The organism is Geomonas sp., from assembly GCF_056994735.1.
Genome location: NZ_JBXKJL010000279.1, coordinates 1 through 2,061 on the forward strand (window position 1 = coordinate 1; position 2,061 = coordinate 2,061).

At 56.4% G+C, this 2,061-nt stretch carries 1 protein-coding gene and 2 pseudogenes; 2 read left to right on the plus strand and 1 reads right to left on the minus strand.

All coding sequences use genetic code 11. The features are described from left to right. Positions 1 to 212: 212 nt before the first annotated feature. Complete coding sequence (locus AC11W3_RS12035) at positions 213 to 1,058, plus strand: transposase (protein ID WP_484093081.1); 846 nt, start codon at positions 213 to 215, stop codon at positions 1,056 to 1,058. Between the two features lie 16 nt (positions 1,059 to 1,074). On the opposite strand, the pseudogene AC11W3_RS12040 reads toward AC11W3_RS12035, so the two are convergent. Further along, positions 1,075 to 1,563: pseudogene (locus tag AC11W3_RS12040) on the minus strand (IS6 family transposase); the annotation flags it as partial. 142 nt (positions 1,564 to 1,705) lie between these two features. Here AC11W3_RS12040 and AC11W3_RS12045 point away from each other — a divergent pair. After that, a pseudogene (locus tag AC11W3_RS12045) lies at positions 1,706 to 2,061 on the plus strand (hypothetical protein); the annotation flags it as partial.

Here is a 2,061-nt window from a genome sequence, read left to right on the forward strand (position 1 = left end):
CACACAGGGCTGTCCTATGTGCGGCCCCCTCCATACGCTTTCAGTAGATCGACTGCAACTGTCTTGGAGGTGGGAACCTGGTACTGACCAATGGCCTGCTTGTCAGCCTGGTGTGCCTAATGGACCGGGTGCCCCTGCCGCCGAGTCGACAGCGTTCGCGGGGCCGACCACGAGTGTATTCTGACCGACTGCTGATCAAAGCCTTGATCGTGATGATCGTACGGCGGTTGTATACCGCTTGGGCGTTGCTGGCGTTTTTGAGCCAACCCGATCCGGTGGCAAGCCACTTGGGTACGCTATTGACCGAAAACGGACGCTGCCCGTGTCGGCGCACCTGGGAGCGACGCTTGCAGGCGTTGCCGCACACGTTGCCTGGTCTGATTGGCTGCTTGGGGCGGCAGTTGATAGGGTTGTTGAACCCCTGGCAAGACCAAGGGCATGGAGCGGCGGTCGACAGCACGGGACTGCGAGCGCACGGCGGGGTCTGGCATAAGAAGGACCGTGAGCAAGGGCTTGTGCCGCATACCAGCATCGATACCGAAGCCGCCTGGAGCCGGTCGGGGTGGCCGGGGTGGTGGTACGGCTGGAAACTGCACCTGGCGGTCAGTCTCGGTCGGGTGTGGATTCCGTTAGCCGCGGAGTTTACCCCTGCCAACGTGGCCGATAATATGATCGCCCCCAAGCTGCTGGTCGAGGTGCCAGCGGAGGGGCGCTACGTGTTGGGCGATCCACACTACCACACCCCGGAACTGCGCGCCGCCTGTGCGTTGCAGGGCCGCGAGTTAGTCGCCACCCGGCACGGGCCGTACCCGCACACCGACGGCGGGGTGGAGGGGCGCCGTATTTTTCATAAGCTGCGTTCGCAGGCCATTGAACCCTTCAACGGCTTGTTTAAGAATATCTGCGAGTGGAGGGGGCAAATGCCGGTAAAGGGCTTATGTCGCTGCCGACTGTTGGCCTTGGGTGCCGTAATGCTTTATCAACTGGCACTGTTGTATCAACATGAGCAGAAGCTGGTTACGGGCGTGGGTGTGAAAGCCTTGCTACGGGCCGCCTGATTTATGTCCACGTCTCGTTTAAGTACTTACTCTGGCGGATCGCGATCGCTTGACCAGTTTCCTCCTGGAGTGCCTCCAGGGCGGCCGTGTTGGCCCCACTCTGGTCAATCGTGACCTTGGCCGGCAGACCGTGCTGCCGAACCGCTTTCTTAAAAAAGCGCCGCGCGGCTTTCTTGTCCCGATGGGCGGTGAGAAGAAAGTCGATTGTCTGTCTGTTCTTATCGACAGCGCGGTAGAGGTACTTCCACTGACCTTTGATCTTAATGTAGGTTTCGTCCATCCGCCAGCTCTTCCCGACCGGGCGCTTTTTCCCTTTCCGGAAAGCGGCCTCCAATTGTGGGGTGAACTTCTGGACCCAACGATAGATATTGGAGTAATCGACCTGCACCCCGCGCTCTGCCATCATCTCCTCCAGATTCCGGTAGCTCAGCGGATAGGCTACGTACCAACGGACACAAAGCAGGATGATAGCCTTTTCGAAGCGGTGGCCTTTGAAGTCGATCATGCGGGTTCTCGGTGAGGCGTTCAGTGGCCTGATAGCTTACCGGAACGGTGACCCACCGCGCTAACGCAACAGAACCGTTCAGGTTTATACGGCGGTGGTTAATAGGGTTCAGTTTAAACGGAACATTCGGCTGGTTTACCGGATGAAGACCGTCGGTCAAAAAATTCAAACAGCACTGCTGTTCTCGACTGATATTGAGCTATCTGCACTGGAACTTTATCGTCTCTATAGCGCTCGTTTTCAAATCGAGTTTCTATGCCGGGATGCTAAACAATTTACCGGTTTATTAGATTGTCAGGCCCGCTGTCAAGCGGCCCTACATTTTCATCTTAATGCCTCGATGACCGCCTTCAATCTCCTTAAGCTAGAAGACCGGCCACTCATTGGAGGAACCAGCCGATCGGTTATTTCCATCGCTAGCTGGAAGATTCGTAAATTCAATGAACACTTACTTGATCGCTTTTCTACCATCTTGGGTTTAAACTTCAGTTTGATTAA